Origin of the sequence: Arthrobacter sp. CDRTa11, from assembly GCF_026427775.1 — a bacterium.
GTDB lineage: Bacteria > Actinomycetota > Actinomycetes > Actinomycetales > Micrococcaceae > Arthrobacter.
The window spans coordinates 4,784,389-4,805,367 of record NZ_CP044532.1; the positions used below are offsets into that span (position 1 = coordinate 4,784,389).

27 protein-coding genes and 1 riboswitch are annotated in these 20,979 nt (G+C 64.8%); of the genes, 18 read left to right on the plus strand and 9 right to left on the minus strand.

What is annotated here, in order from left to right; translation table 11 throughout:
* Positions 1-963 carry a PASTA domain-containing protein gene (locus F8G81_RS21825; protein ID WP_267276718.1) on the plus strand — a complete coding sequence of 321 codons (963 nt, stop codon included), beginning with the start codon at positions 1-3 and terminating at the stop codon, positions 961-963.
* Positions 964-966: 3 nt separating this feature from the next.
* Here F8G81_RS21825 and F8G81_RS21830 read toward each other — a convergent pair whose 3' ends face one another.
* Positions 967-1,725: a hypothetical protein gene (locus F8G81_RS21830; RefSeq protein WP_267276719.1), complete on the minus strand. Its 759-nt coding sequence runs from the start codon at positions 1,723-1,725 to the stop codon at positions 967-969.
* Between the two features lie 83 nt (positions 1,726-1,808).
* On the opposite strand from F8G81_RS21830, the gene F8G81_RS21835 reads away from it, so the two are divergent.
* From F8G81_RS21835 to F8G81_RS21860, 6 genes are all read left to right on the plus strand, one after another.
* Positions 1,809-2,627: a methyltransferase domain-containing protein gene (locus tag F8G81_RS21835; RefSeq protein WP_267276720.1), complete on the plus strand. Its 819-nt coding sequence runs from the start codon at positions 1,809-1,811 to the stop codon at positions 2,625-2,627.
* 66 nt (positions 2,628-2,693) lie between these two features.
* Positions 2,694-3,317: a LysE family transporter gene (locus tag F8G81_RS21840; protein ID WP_267279324.1), complete on the plus strand. Its 624-nt coding sequence runs from the start codon at positions 2,694-2,696 to the stop codon at positions 3,315-3,317.
* 126 nt (positions 3,318-3,443) lie between these two features.
* Positions 3,444-3,983 (plus strand): low molecular weight phosphotyrosine protein phosphatase, encoded by a 540-nt coding sequence (locus F8G81_RS21845; RefSeq protein WP_267276721.1) that lies wholly within the window; start codon positions 3,444-3,446, stop codon positions 3,981-3,983.
* Between the two features lie 77 nt (positions 3,984-4,060).
* The gene (locus F8G81_RS21850) at positions 4,061-5,176 is read left to right on the plus strand and encodes a GTP-binding protein (protein WP_267276722.1); all 1,116 of its coding nucleotides are present in this window, start codon (positions 4,061-4,063) and stop codon (positions 5,174-5,176) included.
* Positions 5,177-5,235: 59 nt separating this feature from the next.
* Positions 5,236-5,358 (plus strand): type B 50S ribosomal protein L36, encoded by a 123-nt coding sequence (ykgO, locus tag F8G81_RS21855; protein ID WP_056624948.1) that lies wholly within the window; start codon positions 5,236-5,238, stop codon positions 5,356-5,358.
* Between the two features lie 62 nt (positions 5,359-5,420).
* A complete protein-coding gene (locus tag F8G81_RS21860; protein WP_267276723.1) occupies positions 5,421-7,523 on the plus strand; it encodes a chorismate-binding protein in 2,103 nt (700 codons plus the stop codon).
* Positions 7,524-7,598: 75 nt separating this feature from the next.
* Here the strand turns inward: F8G81_RS21860 and cls are convergent, their stop codons facing one another.
* Positions 7,599-9,071, minus strand: a complete 1,473-nt coding sequence (cls, locus tag F8G81_RS21865) for a cardiolipin synthase (RefSeq protein WP_267279325.1) — start codon at positions 9,069-9,071, stop codon at positions 7,599-7,601.
* Positions 9,072-9,169: 98 nt separating this feature from the next.
* Between cls and F8G81_RS21870 the strand changes: the two genes are divergently transcribed.
* Positions 9,170-10,111, plus strand: coding sequence for an aminodeoxychorismate lyase (locus tag F8G81_RS21870; protein ID WP_267276724.1), 942 nt, complete (start codon positions 9,170-9,172; stop codon positions 10,109-10,111).
* Positions 10,112-10,142: 31 nt separating this feature from the next.
* On the opposite strand, the gene F8G81_RS21875 is transcribed toward F8G81_RS21870, so the two are convergent.
* Entirely contained in the window at positions 10,143-10,346 is a 204-nt protein-coding gene (locus tag F8G81_RS21875) for a hypothetical protein (protein WP_267276725.1), read from the minus strand.
* Positions 10,347-10,492: 146 nt separating this feature from the next.
* Between F8G81_RS21875 and F8G81_RS21880 the strand changes: the two genes are divergently transcribed.
* Positions 10,493-11,002 (plus strand): NUDIX domain-containing protein, encoded by a 510-nt coding sequence (locus F8G81_RS21880; protein ID WP_267276726.1) that lies wholly within the window; start codon positions 10,493-10,495, stop codon positions 11,000-11,002.
* Positions 11,003-11,025: 23 nt separating this feature from the next.
* Here F8G81_RS21880 and F8G81_RS21885 read toward each other — a convergent pair whose 3' ends face one another.
* Together F8G81_RS21885 and F8G81_RS21890 are read right to left on the minus strand one after the other, a co-directional pair.
* Entirely contained in the window at positions 11,026-11,397 is a 372-nt protein-coding gene (locus F8G81_RS21885; protein ID WP_267276727.1) for a PH domain-containing protein, read from the minus strand.
* Positions 11,398-11,428: 31 nt separating this feature from the next.
* Positions 11,429-12,001, minus strand: coding sequence for a TM2 domain-containing protein (locus F8G81_RS21890; RefSeq protein WP_267276728.1), 573 nt, complete (start codon positions 11,999-12,001; stop codon positions 11,429-11,431).
* A gap of 338 nt (positions 12,002-12,339) precedes the next feature.
* On the opposite strand from F8G81_RS21890, the gene F8G81_RS21895 reads away from it, so the two are divergent.
* From F8G81_RS21895 to F8G81_RS21910, 4 genes are all read left to right on the plus strand, one after another.
* On the plus strand, positions 12,340-12,612 hold the full coding sequence (locus F8G81_RS21895) for a hypothetical protein (RefSeq protein WP_267276729.1): 273 nt from the start codon (positions 12,340-12,342) through the stop codon (positions 12,610-12,612).
* Positions 12,613-12,666: 54 nt separating this feature from the next.
* Entirely contained in the window at positions 12,667-13,074 is a 408-nt protein-coding gene (locus F8G81_RS21900) for a hypothetical protein (RefSeq protein WP_267276730.1), read from the plus strand.
* A gap of 169 nt (positions 13,075-13,243) precedes the next feature.
* The gene (locus F8G81_RS21905; protein ID WP_267276731.1) at positions 13,244-13,789 is read left to right on the plus strand and encodes a GNAT family N-acetyltransferase; all 546 of its coding nucleotides are present in this window, start codon (positions 13,244-13,246) and stop codon (positions 13,787-13,789) included.
* A gap of 85 nt (positions 13,790-13,874) precedes the next feature.
* Positions 13,875-15,086, plus strand: coding sequence for an acetyl-CoA C-acyltransferase (locus F8G81_RS21910; RefSeq protein WP_267279326.1), 1,212 nt, complete (start codon positions 13,875-13,877; stop codon positions 15,084-15,086).
* A gap of 61 nt (positions 15,087-15,147) precedes the next feature.
* Here the strand turns inward: F8G81_RS21910 and F8G81_RS21915 are convergent, their stop codons facing one another.
* Positions 15,148-15,348, minus strand: coding sequence for an AsnC family protein (locus F8G81_RS21915; protein ID WP_267276732.1), 201 nt, complete (start codon positions 15,346-15,348; stop codon positions 15,148-15,150).
* 81 nt (positions 15,349-15,429) lie between these two features.
* Entirely contained in the window at positions 15,430-15,906 is a 477-nt protein-coding gene (locus F8G81_RS21920; protein ID WP_267276733.1) for a hypothetical protein, read from the minus strand.
* A gap of 160 nt (positions 15,907-16,066) precedes the next feature.
* A riboswitch (SAM riboswitch) is annotated at positions 16,067-16,181 on the plus strand.
* 13 nt (positions 16,182-16,194) lie between these two features.
* Between F8G81_RS21920 and F8G81_RS21925 the strand changes: the two genes are divergently transcribed.
* From F8G81_RS21925 to F8G81_RS21935, 3 genes are read left to right on the plus strand one after another with little or no spacing between them, the layout of a single operon-like run.
* Positions 16,195-16,473 (plus strand): DUF1737 domain-containing protein, encoded by a 279-nt coding sequence (locus F8G81_RS21925; protein ID WP_267276734.1) that lies wholly within the window; start codon positions 16,195-16,197, stop codon positions 16,471-16,473.
* Positions 16,470-16,880 (plus strand): rhodanese-like domain-containing protein, encoded by a 411-nt coding sequence (locus F8G81_RS21930; RefSeq protein ID WP_267276735.1) that lies wholly within the window; start codon positions 16,470-16,472, stop codon positions 16,878-16,880. The genes F8G81_RS21925 and F8G81_RS21930 overlap by 4 nt, the downstream gene beginning before the upstream one ends.
* Positions 16,881-18,089, plus strand: coding sequence for an O-succinylhomoserine sulfhydrylase (locus tag F8G81_RS21935; RefSeq protein ID WP_267276736.1), 1,209 nt, complete (start codon positions 16,881-16,883; stop codon positions 18,087-18,089).
* Between the two features lie 9 nt (positions 18,090-18,098).
* On the opposite strand, the gene F8G81_RS21940 is transcribed toward F8G81_RS21935, so the two are convergent.
* Both F8G81_RS21940 and F8G81_RS21945 read right to left on the minus strand, forming a co-directional pair.
* Entirely contained in the window at positions 18,099-18,326 is a 228-nt protein-coding gene (locus F8G81_RS21940; RefSeq protein ID WP_267276737.1) for a DUF1905 domain-containing protein, read from the minus strand.
* A 230-nt stretch (positions 18,327-18,556) separates the two neighbouring features.
* On the minus strand, positions 18,557-19,459 hold the full coding sequence (locus F8G81_RS21945; protein WP_267276738.1) for a LysR family transcriptional regulator ArgP: 903 nt from the start codon (positions 19,457-19,459) through the stop codon (positions 18,557-18,559).
* 69 nt (positions 19,460-19,528) lie between these two features.
* Here F8G81_RS21945 and F8G81_RS21950 point away from each other — a divergent pair, with 69 nt between their 5' ends.
* Positions 19,529-20,152, plus strand: coding sequence for a LysE/ArgO family amino acid transporter (locus tag F8G81_RS21950; RefSeq protein WP_267276739.1), 624 nt, complete (start codon positions 19,529-19,531; stop codon positions 20,150-20,152).
* 94 nt (positions 20,153-20,246) lie between these two features.
* Positions 20,247-20,900, plus strand: a complete 654-nt coding sequence (locus tag F8G81_RS21955) for a hypothetical protein (protein WP_267276740.1) — start codon at positions 20,247-20,249, stop codon at positions 20,898-20,900.
* The last annotated feature ends 79 nt before the right edge of the window (positions 20,901-20,979 follow it).

Consider the following 20,979-nt stretch of genomic DNA (forward strand, 5'->3'; position numbering starts at 1 on the left):
ATGGGCACCATCACCATGACGCTCAGTTCCCCGGGTGTGGAACTGAAGGACGGAAAAGGCTCCCTGGCCGCATCCGTGACCAATGCCGGGGCGGAGAAGGAACCCGTGGTGCTGGGGGCTTTTTCGGCACAAGCCGCCAGCCCGCCCGGGGCCACCTACGCCAGCATCGACAAGCCACTCCGTGTCATTCCGGCCGGCGCCACGGAGCAGTACGTCGTGAATTTTGACACCACAGGAGCCTCGGCCGGCAACCACCAGGTGAAGCTCATTGCGTATTCAGCGGACGAGGCCCCCGAGGACTACGCGGACCAGGCGCACGTGGTCACGCTCGTGGTCCCGGCGGCCGAGGAGGAACGCAAGAAGAAGTTTCCGTGGCTGTGGGTAGTGATTGGAGCCGTCGTACTCCTGGCCCTGATCGGCGGCGTGGTCTGGTTCCTGCTGAAGGACGTCACCGTGCCGCCCGTGGAGGGGAAGCAGGTTGCCGAGGCCACCCAGCTCCTGACGGATGCCGGGTTCAGCGTGGGTACCACGGAGAAGGAGGATGCCGCTCCCAAGGGGCAGGTGCTGTCCCAGGAGCCCGACGGCGAGACCTCCGCGCCGCGCGGCTCCAACGTCACGCTGGAAGTGGCGGTACCGGTGAAGGTGACCATGCCGGACATTCTTGGCAATTCCATCGAAACGGCCCGGGAAGCGCTGACCATGGCGAAACTGGAGCTGGTGTTTACCAGCGATTCCACCTGCACCTCATCCCCGGTACGGCCGCCGAACGTCATTTTCTATGACTACTGCGCAGTGGCCGGGGTTGAACCCAAGGCAGGCGAGCCGGTGGAAACGGGCAGCCGGGTGGCGGTGATCTCCGAAATCCGGACCACTGGATTCATCTTCCCGCCGATCAACAAGTGCGTATTGAACCCGGAGCAATGCGTGAAGATGGTTGAGCCCGGGCCGATCCTGGGCGGGTAGCGCTCAGTCCGCCAGCGACCCGCTGACCCGCACGGCGTTGACGATTGCCGGGATGGACGCGATCAGCATCACCAGTGCCCAGACCAGGGCAACGACGACGGTAATGAGCGCCCAGAACTGGTCGCCGATCGACACTAGCGGGCCGGGCAGGAATCCGTGGATCAGGCCAAGGACCAGCTGCAGGACCACCGAGACCACAATAAGCAGCACCAGTCCCACGATCTTCAGGAAGGCCGGCTGGCTCAGGACCAGCAGCACCACAAACACGATCTTGAGCATCAGTATCAGCCCCAGGATCACCGCCGCCTCGTCCACCGGAAAACTGCCCCACAAGGCGAGGTAGGCGATGGTGCCGAATGGCGTGGCCACCAGCAGGCCGAACATCAGGAAGAGCTTGGCCAGCGCAATCATTGCTGCGAAGAACGCGCCCACCACCCAGAGGAAGGTGACAACCAGCGTCACGATCCCTTGGACCCTGCCGTAAACCCGAAGGTTCATGATGAGGCTCAGGCCCAGCATCACCACAGTGAACAGGAGTAACCCGTCCAGGAACGCGAGGTAACCGATCCCGCTTCCGGGTGGTTCGGCGTCGGCCTTCTCCGTCTGGAGCAGCACCTCCGGCGGGACTCCCATCCCGTTGGCTGTGGACGGCGCGACGGGGTCCACTGCAGTGTTCCCCAGCAGCAGCGCCAAACCGATCTCGGCCAGCACTGCGATGGCAAAAACCACCACAGCGGCGATGAAAAAGGGGCGCCGCAACATTGCTCAATTCTGGCAGAGCAGCGGCAGGAAAGCGCCTGTGCCGGCGCCCCGATTCCGGCGCGGCCCGGGTGTAGTTTTTATCCATGAGTGCGCAAGAGCCTGAAGACGACGTCTACACCCACGGCCACCACGAGTCAGTGATCCGCGCCCACGCCGCCCGTACGGCCGAGAATTCCGCCGCGTTTGTTATTCCGCACCTGACCCCTGGCGTGGGCGTGCTCGATGTCGGCTGCGGACCGGGCAGCATCACCTGCGATTTCGCCGTCCTGGTGTCACCCGGCAAGGTGACGGGCCTGGACCGGTCCCCTGACATCATCGCCCAGGCGACGGCCCTCGCCGCCGAGCGGGGCGTCGACAATGTGGAGTTCGTGGCGGGCAACATCTATGACCTCGATTTTGAGGATGAAACCTTCGATCTGGTCCACGCACACCAGGTTCTCCAGCACCTCACCGATCCGGTGGAGGCGCTGAGGGAAATGCGGCGCGTCGCCAAGCCGGGCGGCATTGTTGCTGTCCGCGACGCCGATTTCCATGGCATGAGCTGGTATCCCGCCATCCCCGAACTGGATGAGTGGATGGACCTGTATCAGCGGATCGCCCGGCGCAACGGAGCCGAGCCGGATGCCGGACGCCGCCTGGTCTCCTGGGCGCAGTCCGCAGGATTCACGGACGTTGCACCCACCAGCAGCAACTGGCTCTACGCCACCGGCCAGCAGCGGCGCTGGCAGGCCCGCGTGTGGAGCGAACGGGTGCTGCATTCGGCCTTCGCGGAGCAGGCGTTGGAGTACGGCTTCGCCAACCCCGCGGACCTGGCCCGGATTTCAGCAGGTTGGCACCGCTGGGGCTCCACAGACGACGGCTGGTTCCTGATCCCCAACGGGGAAATCATCGCGAGGGCCTGACAGCCCACCTGGCGAGCCGTTCTGCCGTGAACCTGCGCCTCCTTTCACGCGCACTAAGATCGGATGGTGCAACTCTCACTCTGGCTGGCTCTCGCCGGTACCGGTGCCCTGATCAGCTTTACTCCCGGTGCAGGCGCCATTAACACCATGAGCAATTCCCTGACGGCGGGCTTCCGGCGCTCCATCTGGGGGATCCTGGGCCAGCAGGCGGCACTGGTGCTCCATGTGGTCATCGTGGCCCTGGGGGTGGGAGTCCTCGTCGCCAGCTCCCCGATTGCCTTTAACGCCATCCGCTATTTGGGTGCCGCCTACCTGGTTTATCTCGGCATCCGGCAGTTCCTGGCCAAGCCGGGCCTGGACCAGGGGCAGGCTGTGGCCCTCCGGAACGAGCCGGCCTGGTCCATGTTCCGGCGCGGCCTCTGGGTGAATCTGCTCAATCCGAAGGCCGTGGTTTTCTTCCTGGCATTCATGCCCCAGTTCATCCGTCCGGGACGGCCACTGCTGGGGCAGTACGCCGTCCTCACGGCAACTGTTGTGGTGATCGACATCCTTGTCATGTGGTTCTTTTTTGCCCTCGCCGCCAAATCCTTCCAGCGGTTCACACACGATGTTCGGGGACAACTGATCCTCAACCGGATTTTTGGGGTCCTCTTCGTTGCAGTGGGAATCCTGCTCGCCCTGATTCACTGAGGTTTCGCCCGCTGCGCCGCTAAAGCGACAGCGTATGACGAAATCTGAAAGTCTCTTTACGCAACAGTAAAGCCGTGAGTAATTCCGGCTAGCCAAGATGGTCCGGCATCCCGCATGCTTAGCTCCATGAACTCACCGTCGAGCCCATACCGGATCATTGCCGTGTGCACCGGAAACATCTGCCGGTCCCCCATGGCCGAACTGATGTTGGCCGCGGCCCTTGCTGCGGATGGGCTGGACGGCGTAGTGGAGGTGGACTCGGCCGGAACCACGGGTTACGAGGCCGGACGCCCCATCGATCCCAGGGCGGCACGGCGGCTTACCGCCACCCGCCTCGCGTCAGACCGGCACATCGCCAGGGAATGGCGGGCTGACTGGTTCCGGGAGCGCGATCTGATCCTGGCCTTGGACGTGGACCATTACGCCTGGCTGCGCGAATCGGCGCCGGACCAGGAATCCATGGACAAGGTGCGCATGCTCCGCAGCTTTGACCCTGCCATCGCCGCCAGGGACCTGCTGGACCAGGGTATCGAGGACCCCTGGTACGGCGGACAGTCCGACTTTGACGCCGTCTGGCACCAAATCAACGCCGCCGTGCCGGGAATCATCCGGCACGTCCGGGCGGCCCTTAGGGAATCCAGGCAGCTTCAGCGGCAGCAGCACTAGAACCTCCGACGGCGTCAGCCGCCACTACGGCCAACAACAGTTTGTAATTGCGAACCATTCTCATTTAGACTGGCCGCATGCATCTCACTGTTGTCAGTTCGATCGATTCCCTGTGCCGGCAGCAGGCGTGCCAGGACCTGGCCGCCGGCGAGCCCGAAAGCGTAGTGGTCCTGCACGACCTGCTCGAGAACGGCGTGGTCATTCGGCGGGTCTTTAGCGCCGACCAGCTTCTGGAACGGGTGGAGACGCAGCTCGAACACGGCTGCCTGAGCTGCACGGTGCGCCTGGACCTGGTTCCCACCATCGAGGGGCTGCTCTCCGGCGGCGCCACCCGCATTATTGTTGGCCTGCCCTCCGCAGTGCCTGCGGCCGCCGCGATTGCCGCCCTTGACCGTGGGCTGTCCAGTCCCTTCACCATTGATTCGGCCGTCCTGGCTTGCGCTCCGGACGCCCTGGAAGACCACATCTGGGACCACCACACGCTGTTCGAGTCCGGCTTCACACCCATCCATGAAGACCAACGCACTCCCGGGGAGTTCCTCCTCGGCGAGCTGTGCTTCAACGACACCGTCCTCCTGGCAGCACCGGACATCGTTCCGGCCGATCAGCAAGGACACGAGCGGGGCGTTCACCTGATCCGCGAACTGGCCCCGCACGCCCACGTGGCGCCGCGTGCGGCCGATGTCCGCCCCGGCCTCCACCACTACTCTGACGCCGTTGCCCGAACCGTTCCCGGGACCGTTCATGATCCGGCTCCTTGCGGAACCGTGCCGGCCTCGCCGTTCGCCACCGTTTTCCACAGCGTGGAGCGCCCACTGCACCCGGAGCGGTTCCGGCACGCCCTGGCAACCCTCGCCGAAGGCTGCTGCGTTCTGCGCGGCCGGTTATGGATTGCTTCGGCGCCTGAATGCCGGATCGCCATCCAGGGCATCGGGCCGCGCGTCTGGCTTGAAAACACCGGCGCCTGGGGCACCCGGACCGACTCGACGCCGTCGGGCTCCAGCTCCGTGACCGCTGGGAAACTAAACCGGCAGCCGGAGCGCCGGGGCACCCTGCTGGCGGCAACCGGCGAGGACGTTGACCCGGCGGAGATTGAACAGCTGCTCAGAAGCTGTGAACTGACCGACGCGGAGATGCTGGCCGGCTTTGACGGCCTGCACGACCCGTTCGGTCTGCAGTCCGAAGAACCCTAGCCAGCCGGCATTAGCCAACCTGAACAAGCAACCTGAACAAGCAAACAAAGGAGCACATCATGAAGGTACGGAACTCCCTGCGGGCATTGAAAAAGATGCCGGGTGCGCAGGTGGTGCGCCGCCGCGGCAGGACGTTTGTCATCAACAAGAAGAACCCCAGGATGAAGGCCCGGCAGGGCTGAAATGGAGGGTTGAATTCAAGGGCTGCCGTCGGGAATGCAGCCGGGCAGGTACGCTCTATTTCATGACCCCCGCACCTGTGATCATCGCCATCGACGGTCGATCCGGCGCAGGAAAGACCACTCTGGCCATCGAACTGGCCGCTCGCCTCAGGAACCATCACAAGGTTTCGCTGTTCCACCTTGAGGACATCTACCCGGGGTGGAACGGGCTGAGGGCTGGTGTGGAGCGCTACGTTTCAACCGTGCTCACGCCCCTGAGCCGCGGAGAACAGGCCACGTGGATCAGTTGGGACTGGGAAAAACACTACGACGGCGACACCCGGGTCACCCTGCCCGCGGAGATTGTCATCATCGAGGGCGTGGGAGCTGCCGCCGCCGAAGCGCGCCCGCTGCTCAGTGCCGTTATTTGGGCCGATTCCCCGGCGGACGTCCGCCGGACGCGCGCCCTGGACCGGGACGGCGGCACCTACGAGCCGTTCTGGGACGAGTGGGCTACGCAGGAGGACGACTGGCTCGCCGGGGATGACGTACCCGGGCAGGCGGACGTTCGCGTGCTCAATCCAGCGGACGGGTCCGCCCCCGCCGATGTCCTGCAGCTCCTCCCCTGCCTCCCCGCCCTGGCGCAGGTCCTCGTGCCCGAACTTTTCACCCGCCGCGCCCACAGGCTCCGGGCCGAACGCCTCCACTCCAGCCCGGACGCCGCAACCCTCTTCAACAAGCTCTACGGAAGCTCACCAAATGCCGTCTGGCTCGACTCCTCCAATGCGCCGTCCGCTCATGGGGCTGAGAAGTCCCCTGCCACGGAACGCAGCCGCTTCAGCATCCTGGCCGACGACGGCGGGACGTTCGGCCAGTCCCTCACCCACCGTTCCGGCGAGAGCCTGATAACCGCCGGCTGCGCCACCACCAAGGTGGCAGGCCCGTTCTTCCGCTGGCTCGACACCGCCTGGGGCGGCAGCACCGTCCGGGCACCCGAGGGCTACTCCGGCGAATTTACGCTGGGCTGGCTCGGCTGCCTGGGCTATGAGCTCAAGCGCGAAACCGGTGGGACTGACGTTTCCGCCCCTACCCCAGACGCTGCGCTCATCTTCGCCGGCCGGGCCGTGGTCCTGGACCATGCCGAGGAAACGGCCTGGCTCCTCGCGCTCGAGTCGCCAGACGCTGACGAGTGGCTGGCGAGCGCCCGGCTGGCGGTAACAGAAGCAGCTCCATCCGGTCCGGGGACGGCGCCCGACGGCGGGAGCAACGCCGTCGTACCTTCCACGGTGCCGGAGCCTTCAACGGTGCCCGCGTTCAGCAGCCGCGACAGCGAATTGGCCTACAAACACAAGATCGCCGCGGCGCAGCACGAAATCGGCGAAGGAAATTCCTACGAGGTGTGCCTGACCACCACTCTCTCTGCCCTGGTTCCGGCCGAATCACTGTCCCCGTGGGAGGCGTACCTGGCGCTGCGGCGACGGAACCCGGCACCTTTTGCCAGCTATCTCCGATTCGGCGCGCTGACAGTTGCAAGCACCTCGCCTGAGCGGTTCCTGAAGATAACCTCCGACGGGGGCATGCGTGCCGAGCCGATCAAGGGCACCCGCCGCCGGGCTGCCGATCCGGTCCGGGACGCCGAGCTGCGGCGGGAGCTGGCCACGTCGCTCAAGGACCGTGCCGAGAACATCATGATCGTGGACCTGCTGCGGAACGATCTCAGCCACTTCGCGGAGCCGGGATCGGTCACCGTCAGCCGGCTGTGCGAGATTGAAAGCTACGCCACGGTGCACCAGATGGTGAGCACCATCGATGCCCGGCTGCTGCCAGGCTCGCCGCGGGCCGAGGCCGTGGCCGCCTGCTTCCCGGCGGGGTCCATGACGGGGGCGCCCAAGATCAGCACCATGGCCATCCTGGACCAGCTGGAAGGGGAGCCTCGAGGGATCTACTCCGGCGCGATCGGCTACTTCTCGCTCAACGGCGCCACTGACCTGGCGGTGGCCATCCGCACCCTAGTGATCAGGGCTGATGCCGGGGAGGGCAGCGACGGCAAGGCAACGGCTGAACTGACCCTCGGCGTCGGCGGTGCCATCACCTCCGACTCGGCGCCAGACGAGGAGTATGAGGAGATAAGGGTCAAGGCCTTCGGTGTGCTCTCGGCTCTGGGGGCCGTGTTTCCGGACTCCTGACTCCCACGAGTTTTTGTCCAGATCGGGCGGGTTGAACCCACCGGAAGTCGCCGCAAATGGACAAAAACTCCGGGGCTATTGCACGGTGGCGGTCAGCCGCGCCACGTTGTCCACGTACCTGGCCGCGAGCGGGCGCTTCAGCCAGTCCTCCAGCCTGAGTTCGTGCGAGATGTCCCGGTAGGTATTTTCCACCGCGCGCATGTTGTTCACGATCTCAGCGCCCAGGAGCATCACCGAGACCTCCATGTTCAGCGAGAAGGAGCGCATGTCCATGTTGCTGGACCCCAGGACCGCCACTTCGTCGTCGATGGTGAAGTGCTTGGCATGGAGCACGAACGGGGCCTTGTACAGATAGATCCTGACACCGGCCTCCAGCAGGGCCTCGTAGTAGGAACGCTGGGCATGGTGGACCAGGAACTGGTCGCCCTTCTCCGAAACGAAAAGTTCCACGTCCACCCCGCGCTGGGCTGCCGTGGTGATGGCGTAGAGCAGGGAATCGTCCGGCACAAAATACGGGCTGCAGATGGAGATGCGGTGCTGGGCGGAGTAGATCAGGGTGTTGAACAGCCGCAGGTTGTTTTCGGTGATGAACCCGGGGCCGCTGGGCACCACCTGCGCCGTCACCGTGCCGGGTTCGGGGTTGGACGGAAGCTGAAGCTGGTGCTCCAGGGACTCATCGGTTTCGCTGAGCCAGTCGGTGGCGAACACCACGTTGAGGGTGGTCACAATGGGGCCCCGCAGGCAGGCCATCAGTTCCACCCATTCGCGGCCGGCTTTGCGGTGCCTGGGGTTGTTGTAGGAGGGCTCGATCAGGTTCTGGGACCCGGTAAAGGCCAGTTCGCCGTCGATCACCATGATCTTGCGGTGGTTGCGCAGGTCCGGACGGCGCCACTGGCCGTGGATGGGCAGCAGCGGGAGCATACGCTTCCATTGGATCTTGCCGGCCCGGAGCCGCTTGAGCAGGCCACGGTAGCCCTTGATCCGGAGGGTGCCGATGTGGTCGAACAGGAGCCGGACTTCGACGCCGCGTTCGGTGGCCTCTTCGAGAGCGGTGAGCAGGTCATCGGTGATGTGGTCCGTGCTCATGATGTAGAACTCGGCATTGACGAACTTCTTCGCTTTCCGCACCGCCTGGGTCATGGCCAGGATCGAATCCGGGTAGCCGGGGATGAGCTCGACGGAGTTCCCATCCACCATGGGGAGCGAGCCAAGCCTCCGGTTCAGTTCCGCAGCTGAGGAAACCCATTCCGGCCCGGGGTAGTGGCTTTCGACGTCGGCCAGGGAGGAGATGCCGGCGCGCACCCTGTCGTTGACCTGCTCCTGCTGCTGGCGCCGACGGCTGGAGAGCTTGAAATTGCCGAACAGCAGAAACAGCACCAGGCCCACGAAGGGTACAAAGAAGATGACCAGCAGCCAGGCCATGGCCGTAGTGGGACGCCTGTTGCCGGGAATGATGCCCACCGCCAGCACCCTGATGACCAGGTCCGCAACGCTCAGCAGCACCACAAGCCACGTTGGCGAGGTACCCGCAAGCGACAACGGCCACAACACTCGAACCACCCCCAGGACTGTCTATGCCCTCCGGACGGATTCCGGCCAGGCAATGACCACAGCTTATCCGCGGCGGGCCGGACTAAGCTGAAGCCATGACTTCTCCTGCTTCCGTGGTGCTCGTTTTTCTTGACCCTGCCTTCCCGAACGGCCGGCTGGCGGACGCGTCCCAACCCCAGCTGATGGCCACGGACCAGGGTGCCACCCGCGGCGACGGAGTCTTCGAATCCATGCTGGCGGTGGGCGGCAAAGTACGTAAAGTCCAGGCGCACCTGAACCGGCTGGACAGCTCGGCCGTGGCCCTGGACCTGGACATTCCCGGGCAGGACCAGTGGCGGCGTGCCATCGAAACTGGTGTGGCTGAGCATCGTTCCCAGCATCCGGCAAGCACCCCGGCGGAGGACGAACTGGTGGTGAAGCTCGTTGTCTCGCGCGGCGTTGAAGGCGCATCCGGCCCAACATGCTGGGTACAGGTGTCACCGGTGGGTTCCCTCGGACGGCGCCAGCGTGAGACGGGCATCGACGTTATCCTCCTTGACCGGGGCTATGACAGTGACGCTGCCGAGCGCGCGCCGTGGCTCCTGCTGGGTGCCAAGACACTGTCCTATGCCGTGAACATGGCTGCGCTGCGGCACGCCCATAAGCAAGGCGCTGACGACGTCATTTTTACGTCCTCGGACGGACGTGTCCTGGAGGGACCTACGTCCACTGTCCTGCTGGCCCACCTGCAAACGTCCGACGACGGTGCCGGCGGCACCCGTACGGTGCGCCGGCTAATCACACCCCAGTTGGACAGCGGCATCCTCCCCGGGACATCGCAGGAAGCCCTTTTCAAGACCGCAGCAGCGGCAGGCTGGGAGCTCGGGTACGGCCCCCTGCAGCCGCAGGACCTGCTGGACGCCGACGCCGTCTGGCTGATTTCCAGCATCCGGCTGCTGGCGCCCGTCAACCACATCGACGGCCAGGAGATCGGCACGCCTGCCATCCAAAAGCAGCTGACCGCCGAGCTGAACGAACTGTTCGCCCGAATTCAGTAGCCGGATTTTCCTGAGGCCAAATGCGGGCCGGCTATGCGCCAGGGGATGCTCTCCAGCTGTACGGGTTTTCTGCCGGGCCGCCTCTTCGATGCTGGTCATAGCCCTGCTGCCAGGCTGTTCCAACGGCGGAGACCAGGCCTGCGAGGATCGGATAGTAGGGATGGTCCGGTCCGATGAAAAGCATCTCCTCCCGGGCCTGGTCGATCAGTGCTGGGATGGAATTCTCCGCGGTCATGCTGGGATGGTCGCACGAACTTTCGAATTTGGCACGTCCCCGCCGCAGGCGGGAAGACAGCGCAGGCGGGAAGACAGCGCAGGCCGGAAGATAGCAGGCGGAGTATGGCGCGGCCCGCAGGTATAGCCTGTGGGAGGGGAGGACAGATGGCAGTTCACAGCGCAGGAATCATGTTGTACCGGTGGAGCACCACAGGCCAGCCGGAGGTTTGGATTGCCCACATGGGCGGACCATTCTGGGCGCGCAAGGATGCCCGCGGCTGGTCCATTCCCAAGGGCGAATTTCCTGAAGATGAGGATCCGCTCACTGCCGCGTTGCGCGAGTTTGCCGAGGAAATGGGCGCTCCGGCACCGGACGCAGACTACCGCGAACTGGGCACCTTCCGGCAACCGTCAGGAAAGATCATCACGGCGTTCGCGGCAGAAGCGGACTTCCAGCCCGATCAGATCCTCAGCAATACCTTTCCGCTGGAATGGCCGAAGGGCTCCGGCGTTATCCAGGACTTCCCGGAGATTGACCACGCTGCATGGTTTCCCGAGACGGACGCCCGCGTGAAACTGGTCAAGGGCCAACTCCCCATCCTTGATGCCCTCCTCCGTGTCTTAGGCGAATCTGGAGGCCGCAAAGGGCGGCCGGTTGACCCGCCCGCCCTTTGATTCCCGCACGTTGACCAGAAACGCTACCGCGCCTGGAGGACGTTCCAGAGGATCAGGTCGTGGGCGTGCTTGGCTTTGTCGTCGCCGCGGAAATCGGCTTCCTTGACGCTGCCGCCGGTGTCGATGCCAATGCTTGAGGACGACGCGAAGCGGCCGAGCATCGATTTATTCGACAGCATCGAAACCGAGCGGATGTTCTTGTAAGGCACGGAAACGATGGCAACTTTGTTGCCCACGAAACTCTTGTCCTGCAGGATGATCCGCATGTTGGTGATGCCAACAAAACCGGTCCCCACACCGATGCAGTCGTACACGGCATAAACTGTCTCGCCCTGTAGCAGCCCGGCCCTGATCTGCTCCAGCTGTTCAGGCCGGTCATAGATAATTTGTGTCATTTGTGGATACTTCCTGAGACTTGGAGGCCGGCTATTCGCGCAGCGGGATGCCCCTGGCGTCCCGCTGGAAGTAGGTGGCACCTGCGAGGATCATGATTCCCTCCACCAGGCCCCAGACCGCGACGAGTCCAAGCGTGAAGATACCCAGAACGACTGTCAGCACCAGCTGAATAACGCCGATGGTGGTGTAGCCGAGGTAGAAGCGGTGGATCCCCAGTCCGCCGAGGAAGATGCCCAGCAGGCCTGCGGCGATCTTGGACTTCGGTTGCGGATAGCCGTAGGCCGGGTTGGGCATGGGAGGCTGCTGCGACATCTGCGGATACTGGCCCTGGTACTGCTGCGGCGCCGTTGGGGCCTGGTACTGGGGTGCCTGGTACTGCGGAGCCTGGTTCTGGTACTGCTGCGGCGCCGTTGGGGCCTGGTACTGGGGTGCCTGGTACTGCTGGGGTGCCGGCGGGAAATTCTGGTACTGCTGCGGAGCTGGCGCCTGCTCGGGGTATGCGCCGGCAGCAGGAGGGGCACCCACGTACGGGGCAGGCTGGTCCGGCGAGGGAAGTTCCGGCATGGACGGAACTGCGGGTTGTTCGGCGGGGGGCTGGGTCATGGTGGTGCCTTTCGATGGAGTGATGATGCAGCCCAGGGCTTCAGGGCAGCAGCTCACCGTCGGAAAACGGCATCCCCAAGAAAATCCATGTGCCGACATCATTCTGACCGATTGCCACGACATTTTGCCTGTATGTCAAGAAACGCCTGACCGCGCCAGCGTTGCTACCCGGCCGAGCGTCCCTGCCCGCGAAGACGAACGTGCTCTCACTGCATTTACAGGGCGCGGTGACGGGGATAAATTGTTAGTCCGGTGAGTGGCCGGATCTGGGCCGGCATATTTTCCGGGATGTCCCTATCCCTGCGATATGCCGGCGGCCAGCCGGCAAAGGACCAGCCATGAATCCCACCCCAAAACAGCCCGTAACTGACGACAGCATCAAAGTACGTCAGGTCAGCCATTATCAGTTCAGCTGGGTGGCAGGTGAGGCCACCAAACCAGGCACATGGACCCTCCAGCTGGTACTGGACCAAGGCGCCTGGGAGGAAGTGCTCACCCTGAGCGCTGACGACGCAGACAACCTCCAGGACCTGTTGACGTCGGCTGGAACTGTTTTTTATGACGTCAGCCGAAGGACCCTCATGTTTGGGACCACCGCTGTGGGTCAGTGACCGTTCCGAAAAATTCCATGGCCGCCGGTGCCGCTGACGCGTAGCATCGGCGGCATGGAACGTGTTCCTGAAAATACGGAATCAATCGAGGATTTTTTTGCCCGCTACATGCGGTACCTCACCGAGGGCAATATTGAAGGCCTCGTAAACATCTATAACTACCCTGCCCTGGCAGTAACGGCCGCAGGATGCCTGGCGGTGACCGAACCGCCACAAACCCGCGAGTTTTTCAGTCAAGGCCAGGAGTTCTACCGCTCCCGCGGAATACAGGGTGTGAGGGTCCGGGAGATCGTCACCGACGTTGAAGTTCCGGGCATCTGGATAGGGCACCTGGTCATGGAAAACCTTGACGACGGCGGCTCCCCCGTGAGCCTGGAACGGAACGCCTACCAGGTGGTGACGGCGCCGGACGGCGGCCGGCGGATCGCGGTGTCCACCCCGCTGGATCCAGTCCCCTCATAGGCCCGGCCCTCATGGGCAGGCCTTGCATAAGCCCGGCCTCGCAGGCGGGTCTGCCACGCAGACCTCGTTAAGAGCCCACCGCGTTACGATGAAGCTCAGGCGTGCAGGAACACTGCCTCCCCTTAAGGCAACAATGTTTCGACGCAGGAGCTACCCCCGAAGAGGTACGTTGCACCACATCGAGTCCTCGCAGTTACTGGGCAACATCCAGGTCCGGCTGCTCCACCGGGATGATGCGCCATTGCTGAGCCTGGCCTATGCCCGGAACCGGGCACACCTGGCGCCCTGGGAGCCGGCCCGTGCGGATGAGTTCTTCACCCCCGCACACCAGCTCGGACTCATCCACAGCAAGCTCGCCCAGCATTCAGTGGGGCAGGAAATTCCCTGGGTCCTGCTGGATGGCGGCCGGATCATCGGCGCCGTCACTTTGACGGGCATTGTCCGGGGGCCGTTCCTCAACGCCCATCTGGGGTACTGGGTGGACAAAGACTACAACGGCCAGGGGATAGGTTCCGCTGCCGTGATGTTCGCCGTGAACCATGCCCGCGCGGAGCTCGGCCTCCACCGGGTCCAGGCAGCCACCCTGGTCCACAACGGTGCATCACGGAAGATCCTGCGGCGGGCCGGCTTCCAGGAGATTGGCGTGGCCCCAGAGTATCTGCACATCGCCGGCAGCTGGCAGGACCACCTCCTCCACCAGTTGCTCCTGAACTAGCCCCGGCCATTTCCGGCACCAGATCCGAGAACCAAACCAGCGGAAGGCACCCATCATGAGCAACGAGGCCGTGAGCAGCGAAACTATGAGTAACGAGGCCCTGAAAGCTGACGCCCGTACCGCCGTCATCCTCGGCGGCGCCCGCACTCCCTTTGGACGTTTCCGGGGCAGCCTGGCCGCGCTGTCAGCCAGTGAACTGGGCGCACACGCCATCCGCAGCGCCCTGGAACGCACAGGCGTAGATCCCGGGCAGGTCCAGGCCGTGATCGTGGGCCAGGTCATCCAGGCAGGAGCAGGGCAAGGACCCGCCCGGCAGGCAAGCCTGGCGGCCGGCATTGGCTGGGACGTTCCCACGGTAACCATTAACAAGCTCTGCCTGTCCGGACTCACAGCAGTGATCGACGCTGCCAGGATGATCCGGGCCGGCGAGGCAGACTTCATCGTGGCCGGTGGCCAGGAATCCATGAGCAACGCCCCGCACCTATTTCAGGGCCTGCGCCACGGCGTGGCCATCGGCGACGCCCCGCTGGTTGATGCACTGAATTTCGATGCCCTGCAGGATCCCGTTTCCGGTGTTTTGCAGGGCGCCGCCACCGATGCAGGCAACGCCGAACGCGGAATCAGCCGGGCGGACCAGGACGAGGTTGCCGCCACGTCCCATCAGCGCTCGGAGGCGGCCAGGTCCGCCGGCCTGTTTGCTGCAGAGATCGCGCCCGTCAAAGTACCGCAGCGCCGCGGTCCCGCACTGATGGTGGATTCCGATGAAGGCATCCGTCCGGGTACGACGACGGAGGCACTGGCGGCGCTGAAGCCCGCCTTCTCCGCGGCGGCGTCAGCCACTATCACCGCCGGATCCGCCTCTCCACTCTCCGACGGCGCGGCCGCCGTCGTGGTTGCCAGCAAAGCCGCCGCGGAACGTGCCGGGCTCAGCTGGATCGCCGAGATCCGAAGCCACGGCCAGACCGCAGGCCCGGACGCTTCCCTGCATTCCCAGCCGTCGCGCGCCATCGAACGCGCCCTGGCAGCGGAAGGACTCGGCGTAGCTGACCTGGACCTCATCGAAATCAATGAAGCCTTCGCGTCCGTGATCATCCAGTCGGCCCGGGACCTGGGCGTCAGCACGGAGCGGATCAACGCCGAGGGCGGCGCCATCGCCTTGGGCCACCCCGTAGGCGCCTCAGGCGCACGGCTGGTGCTGCACCAGGCATTGGCTCTGCAGCGGCGTGGCGGCGGCACTGGGGTTGTGTCCCTCTGCGGCGGCGGAGGCCAGGGCGAGGCGCTCATCCTCAAGGCCTGAAAACTGCGGCGCGCCAGGCGCAAGGAACCCGGGAGGGACCCAGACGAACCGCGTTGATGGGTCAGCGCTTGCCGTACTTCCGGTGAACTGCCTGCTTGCTCACACCCAGGCACAGGGCGATCGCTTCCCAGGAGAGCCCGGCCTGGCGGGCGTTCCTGACCAGTGCAGCTTCGGCCCGCCCTACTTCCTTCTGCAGCTCCGCCACGGCATAGAGTGCCTCGGCAGGGCCCTTTCCATCCATCGATCCAACGAGTGTCTTCATTCGGTCCACCTCCACGGCGTCAACATTAGTTGACGATGCTCTGGCCGTCAACCTACGTTGACGCCTCAGGCTGGAGGAGCCTCAGGCTGGAGGAGCCGCGTGCACTGTGAGCGGGACCAGGCGGTGGGCGCAGGAGGCACGTTCCAGGCTCAGGGTGCCCGGGTCGGCCCTGTTGTTAACGCCGGTGTCATCACACCAGTCCACGCCGTACGGGACAGCGCTGACGCCGCCCTCTCCGGCAGCCATGGTGTCCGGAACGGTGAAGACAAAGGTGAAGGCGCCGTCGTCGGTCATGGGAGCGAGCTCCTCCAGGACCGTCTGCCCCGCAGCGTCCGTCACCGTAACCTGGATGCGCGCATCCGCGCCGTATAGCGCGTCGCAGGTAGTGTCCTGCGCGGAGACCGTCACCTGCCCGCCGGCCTGAACGGCCGACGGCGAGACAAAGTATTCCGGCGGCCCGCACGGCGGCGGGGCGAAGGGGTCCCGGCAGCCTGCCAGTGCAAAGGCAAGGGAGGCAACAGCCATCACGCCCGCGGTCAGGCGCTGCGCGCTCAGCACTGACGGCCTTCCCGCTGTTTCCCCACACAGTGTTTCCGTACAGAGCGTTTAGCCATATCCTGCTGTTTCCCCATACCGTGATTGTCCGGCATGGCGTTGGTTACGCAACATGACGACGGCGGCGGTGCGGGGCGGCGGGGCAGGTGTTACGTTTTTGGGCAGTAATGAGTACCGGCGCCAAGCCCTGACTGGCCGGTCGGCAACCCTCCTTTCGCGGCGGGGTGCCTCAGGTGAATACTCGGCATATCGAAAAATTCGAGCTGCAAGCGTGAGAGAAGGAGATCCGTCGTGACAGACGCACCTGCCACAGAAGAAAAGCTGTCCTACCGACTGATCACGGGGCCGGATGACCGCTCCTTCTGTGAGCGGATTTCAACCGCATTGGAGGAGGGCTACGTCCTGCACGGCAGCCCGGCCGCAACTTTTAACGGCAGCAGCGTGATCGTGGCGCAGGCCCTGGTCCTCCCGGCTGCGATCGCCTCCGCGGATGCCGCCGTCGCCACTGCCGTGGACGATCTCGAAACTGCCGGGGAAGAGCTCGAATTCGACGGCGAGGGCCACGCATGAGCTACGCAGGAGACCTCACCCCGCAGGAAGCTTGGACCAAGCTGGAGCAGGGCGCCATCCTGGTGGATGTGCGCACTGAGGGCGAATGGGCGCATATTGGCATCCCGGACACCAAGGCAACGGACAACGATCCCCTCTTCATCCAGTGGACGTTCCCGGGCGGCATCCCCAACCCCGATTTCATCACTGACCTGACACAACAGGCACCCGAGGACGCCGGCACCGAACTGGTGTTCCTGTGCCGCTCCGGGGCCCGGTCCATAGCTGCAGCCATCGCCGCCACCCAGGCAGGCTACACGTCCTACAACGTCCTTGAGGGCTTTGAAGGCGAGCCGGACCGCTACGGCGAACGCACCGTCAATGGCTGGAAGAACCGCGGCCTGCCTACGAATCTGGGAACGAACTAAGTGACATTCAACGAAGATGCCGCCGGCTGGAGCCCTGACACCCAGGCAGTCCGCGGCGGGCTGGACCGCACCAATTTCCAGGAGACCGCCGAGCCGGTCTTCCTGAACTCCGGGTTCGTCTACGAATCGGCCGCCGCCGCCGAACGCGCCTTCACCGGCGAGGACGAACGCTTTGTCTACTCACGCTACGGCAACCCCTCCGTAGCCACCTTCCAGGAACGGCTCCGCCTCCTCGAGGGCACCGAGGCATGCTTTGCGACGGCGTCGGGAATGTCCGCCGTTTTCACCGCCCTGGGTGCCCTGCTGGCTGCCGGTGACCGCGTGGTTGCGGCCCGCTCGCTGTTCGGTTCCTGTTTCGTGATTTTGAACGAGATCCTGCCGCGCTGGGGCGTGGAGACCGTCTTTGTGGATGGCCCGGACCTGGACCAGTGGCGTGACGCGTTGTCCCAGCCCACCACCGCCGTCTTCTTCGAGTCGCCGTCCAACCCGATGCAGGAAATCGTGGACATCGCGGCAGTCAGCGAACTGGCGCATGCGGCCGGTGCCACCGTCGTCGTCGACAATGTCTTTGCCACTCCCCTGCTGCAGCGCTGCGGCCAGCTGGGCGCGGACGTCATTGTCTACTCCGGCACCAAGCACATCGACGGCCAGGGCCGTGTCATGGGCGGGGCGATCCTGGGCACCAAGGAATTCATCGACGGCCCCGTGAAGCAGCTCATGCGCCACACCGGACCCTCGCTGTCCGCCTTCAACGCCTGGGTCCTCACCAAGGGGCTGGAGACCATGGCGCTGCGCGTCAACCACTCCTCCGCCACCGCCCTGAGGCTGGCCGAATGGCTGGAGCAGCAGCCTGCGGTCAGCTGGGTCAAATACCCGCTGCTGAAGTCCCACCCACAGTATGAGCTGGCCGCCAAGCAGATGAAGGCCGGCGGCACCGTGCTGACCCTTGAATTGGCGACGACGGCCGGCCGCTCGGGCAAGGAGGCCGCCTTTGCGCTGCTGGACGGGCTGCGGATCATCGACATCTCCAACAACCTCGGCGACGCCAAGTCCCTTATCACCCACCCGGCCACCACCACGCACCGCGCCATGGGTCCCGAAGGCCGTGCCGCCATTGGCCTGAGCGACGGCGTGGTGCGGCTGTCCGTGGGCCTCGAAGACGCGGATGACCTGATCGGCGACCTGGAGCGGGCGCTCAAGCAGATCTGACGTTGCCCTCTAATCCACGCCGTGGACTTCGAACCGCACCGCCACGTCGTCACCGGCGCTGATCCGGGCTGCGTCCCTCACGGCTTTCTTGACGGGCAGCAGGTAAGAACCGCTTTTGCTGTCCGGGAAGAGCGACGTCTGCCAGGTGTGGCCGGAGATTTCGGCGCTGACCCTGATGGATCCGAAGCCTTTGCTGAGCGAGCCCGCGTCATCGCGGACGTCCTCTGCAATGTCCACGGGGAGAGTCAGGAAGTGCCAACCCGCTTCTTCCGGGATATGCCACAGTTTGGCGTGAAAAGAGTACGACGACGTCACGCGCCTGAGTATTCCATGCCGGCCTGGCGGCCGCACTCCTCCGCGCGAACGGACACTTCAGGCCCTCCCCACGAGCGAACTGGCAGATAATGCCCCCAAAGGGCGATTATTGCGTCATTATCTGCCTGTTCGCGATCTGCCTGGGACTGGCGTCAGGATTGTGGCTGGCGGAGCTGTCGGGTCGCGGCCTCGCGGACCGCGGCAGTTAGCTGGTTGAGCATCAGGGAGTCTATCTTCCAGCGCTGCCAGTACAGCGAGACATCCACAGGATGCGCAGGCGCCAATTCCACCAGTTCGCCGTTCCGGATATCAGCCAGGCAGTGCTGCTCGGGCAACAATCCCCATCCCAGCCCCAGCCGGATGGCCTGGGCGAACTCGGCCGACGACGGCACGTAGTGCCGCGGCGCGGTCAGTTCAGCGCCGGTCAGCGCCCGGAAGAAGCCACCCTGCAACTCGTCCTTGCGGTCAAAATCCATCACCGGTGCCGCACTTCCGGCGGTAAGGTCCGGCCCGTCCGGCCACCAGCGCCGGACATAACCGGAGCTGGCCACGGCCCGGTATCTCATGGCCCCCAGCGGCTCCACTTTGCAGCCCTGGACCGGCTCCGGCGTAGCCGTCACAGCTGCCATCACGGCCCCGGTGCGCAGGAGCTGCGCGGAGTGCTGTTCATCCTCCCGGTGAAGTTCAAAAAAGGCCCCGACGTCGGCGGGAAGGCTTGCCAGCGCCGCCAGGAACCACGTGGACAGCGAGTCTGCATTCACCACCAGGGGAATCGGCGCGCCCGCGCTGTCACTGCTGTCGCCGAGCTCGCGCCGGGCGTCCCATTCCAGTTGCCGTACCTGGCGGGCGAAGCGCAGGACCGCCGCACCTGCCGCCGTGGGCAGGACGGGGTTGGTCCGCTGAAGCAGGATTTGCCCTGCCGCATCCTCCATCGCTTTCAGCCGCTGGGAAACGGCAGACGGCGTGACAATCAGGCTCCGCGCAGCGGCCTCAAGCGTCCCCTCATCCACCACGGCAGCAAAGGTCCGCAACTGCTCCAACTGGAAGCTTCTCATTAGCTTTCCTTACTATTCCTAAGAATGTTTAGCTGGATTAACTGTAAGGGTCACTTTACGTTGGAGCATATGTATCTGACTGAACTTCTGACCACCACAGCGCTCGGCTTCGGCACGGGGCTGGCCCTCATCGTTGCCATCGGCAGCCAGAACGCGTTTGTCCTCCGGCAGGGCATCCGGGGCGAGCATGTGGCGGCCGTCGTCCTGGTCTGCGGCGTCTCGGACGCCCTGCTCATCGCCGCCGGCATCGCGGGAATCGGAGCTCTTGTGGAGGCGAGTCCGGTGGTGGTTGAGGTTGCACGGTACGCGGGAGCGGCGTTTCTGGTCGCTTATGGCGCCCTGGCAGCCAAGCGGGCCATCCGCCCTGGAGCCCTGACGGCGTCGGGTCAACAGAATGCCCTCGGTGCCGGGGCGGCAATTTCCACAGTGCTGGCCCTGACGTGGCTCAACCCGCACGTCTACCTGGATACAGTCCTGCTGCTGGGGTCGGTGGCCAATCAGCAGGCGCAGGACCTGCGGTGGTGGTTTGGGGCCGGGGCCATCGCCGCCAGCATCGCCTGGTTCAGCGCCTTGGGCTTCGGGGCACGGGGCCTGCGTCCGTTCTTTGCCCGGCCGTCGTCGTGGCGTGTCCTCGACGGCCTCATCGCCGTGGTGATGCTGTCGCTCGGAGTGCGCCTGGCGGTGGGCTCTTGACGGTCCCTGTTGACCGCGGCGGGGCTGCGGCGTAGCTTCATGGTCACCACCGCGATGTAGCTGGGCCACGCATCCGCCGGACCGGGAGCCAGCCATGACCGCGAAAAAGACAACCAAGGGCAACAGGCCTTACCAGAAGGCGGGGGCCGTCATTGTTGCGGCAAGCTGCTGCTGGGGAGTGGGGATCTCCTTCGTGGGTATGGTGCACGCCACCAAGGACCCGGCGGCCAGGCTGGCGATGCTCCAGCGCAGCCCCGGCCTCTGGGTTGCCGGGCAGTTCCTGGCCGCGGCCGGCACCGCCGCGGTTCCCGTCGGATTCGTCCGCTTCGCCCAGGCCGTCCGATCCGGCCCGTCCAGAAGCCTTGCCTCCGCGGCGGCAGCTGCCCTAATGGCGGGTGCGCCGCTGTTCGTTGTTGCCCTCGCTGACCGCGCTTCGGACCTGGAGAAGTTCGCCTACCGGCGCGGCGCGAACTGGCCATTCCTGACATACTCCGGCCTGCACATCGGCGCCCTGGCGGCACTGGGCGCCGGGCTCATGCTTTCACCAGTGAAATCCTGGACGGGCATTGCGGCAGCTGCCAGCGCTCCCGTGTTCGGCGCAATCCTGGCAGGAACCAAGGACATTCCGCCCTTTGTCTTCTACATGGTGGAGTCCGCGGTGGGCGTGCACTTGATGCGCTACGAAGAACCCGTGATGCCTGCCGCCAGCAGCCAGGACCCCTCGGCTCAGGCGCGAACAGGCAGATAATGCCCTGTTTTTCGCTTTTTGTGGGCATTATCTGCCTGTTCGCGCTGACTGTCGCGCTTCCAGTTCCCGGGGGCAGCCT

Coding starts and splice junctions, on each gene's coding strand:
- F8G81_RS21825 (WP_267276718.1), top strand. CDS start 1: ATGGGCACCATCACCATGACGCTCAGTTCCCCGGGTGTGGAACTGAAG.
- F8G81_RS21830 (WP_267276719.1), bottom strand. CDS start 1,725: ATGTTGCGGCGCCCCTTTTTCATCGCCGCTGTGGTGGTTTTTGCCATC.
- F8G81_RS21835 (WP_267276720.1), top strand. CDS start 1,809: ATGAGTGCGCAAGAGCCTGAAGACGACGTCTACACCCACGGCCACCAC.
- F8G81_RS21845 (WP_267276721.1), top strand. CDS start 3,444: ATGAACTCACCGTCGAGCCCATACCGGATCATTGCCGTGTGCACCGGA.
- F8G81_RS21850 (WP_267276722.1), top strand. CDS start 4,061: ATGCATCTCACTGTTGTCAGTTCGATCGATTCCCTGTGCCGGCAGCAG.
- ykgO (WP_056624948.1), top strand. CDS start 5,236: ATGAAGGTACGGAACTCCCTGCGGGCATTGAAAAAGATGCCGGGTGCG.
- F8G81_RS21860 (WP_267276723.1), top strand. CDS start 5,421: ATGACCCCCGCACCTGTGATCATCGCCATCGACGGTCGATCCGGCGCA.
- F8G81_RS21870 (WP_267276724.1), top strand. CDS start 9,170: ATGACTTCTCCTGCTTCCGTGGTGCTCGTTTTTCTTGACCCTGCCTTC.
- F8G81_RS21875 (WP_267276725.1), bottom strand. CDS start 10,346: ATGACCGCGGAGAATTCCATCCCAGCACTGATCGACCAGGCCCGGGAG.
- F8G81_RS21880 (WP_267276726.1), top strand. CDS start 10,493: ATGGCAGTTCACAGCGCAGGAATCATGTTGTACCGGTGGAGCACCACA.
- F8G81_RS21885 (WP_267276727.1), bottom strand. CDS start 11,397: ATGACACAAATTATCTATGACCGGCCTGAACAGCTGGAGCAGATCAGG.
- F8G81_RS21890 (WP_267276728.1), bottom strand. CDS start 12,001: ATGACCCAGCCCCCCGCCGAACAACCCGCAGTTCCGTCCATGCCGGAA.
- F8G81_RS21895 (WP_267276729.1), top strand. CDS start 12,340: ATGAATCCCACCCCAAAACAGCCCGTAACTGACGACAGCATCAAAGTA.
- F8G81_RS21900 (WP_267276730.1), top strand. CDS start 12,667: ATGGAACGTGTTCCTGAAAATACGGAATCAATCGAGGATTTTTTTGCC.
- F8G81_RS21910 (WP_267279326.1), top strand. CDS start 13,875: ATGAGTAACGAGGCCCTGAAAGCTGACGCCCGTACCGCCGTCATCCTC.
- F8G81_RS21915 (WP_267276732.1), bottom strand. CDS start 15,348: ATGAAGACACTCGTTGGATCGATGGATGGAAAGGGCCCTGCCGAGGCA.
- F8G81_RS21930 (WP_267276735.1), top strand. CDS start 16,470: ATGAGCTACGCAGGAGACCTCACCCCGCAGGAAGCTTGGACCAAGCTG.
- F8G81_RS21945 (WP_267276738.1), bottom strand. CDS start 19,459: ATGAGAAGCTTCCAGTTGGAGCAGTTGCGGACCTTTGCTGCCGTGGTG.
- F8G81_RS21950 (WP_267276739.1), top strand. CDS start 19,529: ATGTATCTGACTGAACTTCTGACCACCACAGCGCTCGGCTTCGGCACG.
- F8G81_RS21955 (WP_267276740.1), top strand. CDS start 20,247: ATGACCGCGAAAAAGACAACCAAGGGCAACAGGCCTTACCAGAAGGCG.